Source organism: Photorhabdus sp. RM71S, assembly GCF_042879355.1.
GTDB lineage: Bacteria > Pseudomonadota > Gammaproteobacteria > Enterobacterales > Enterobacteriaceae > Photorhabdus > Photorhabdus kayaii.
The window spans coordinates 1-221 of record NZ_JBHFKV010000358.1 but is presented as its reverse complement, the minus strand read 5'-3'; the positions used below and the strand labels follow the sequence as shown (position 1 = coordinate 221).

The following is a 221-nucleotide window of genomic DNA, read 5'->3' as shown; positions in this document are numbered from 1 at the left end:
AATCGCCCCCGAAAAACACGGGGTGGGAAAACACCGAATGAATTATTTAAGGGAATACGAACATGTTTACTTCCAGATTAACGATGTTGCACTTATTATGTGAATCTACCGGTTTCTAATTTTTCACTGATGATTTCATGATCTGCGAACTCCAAACCGTTATCGAACGTGATGGTCTTAACCTTTTGTTTTAACGGAAATAATACTTTCACTGCCGCTTT

1 pseudogene is annotated in these 221 nt (G+C 38.5%); it reads right to left on the bottom strand.

Annotated features, from left to right (window positions below):
- Positions 1-110: 110 nt before the first annotated feature.
- Positions 111-221 (bottom strand): annotated as a pseudogene (locus ACGF5R_RS25210) (IS30 family transposase); the annotation flags it as partial.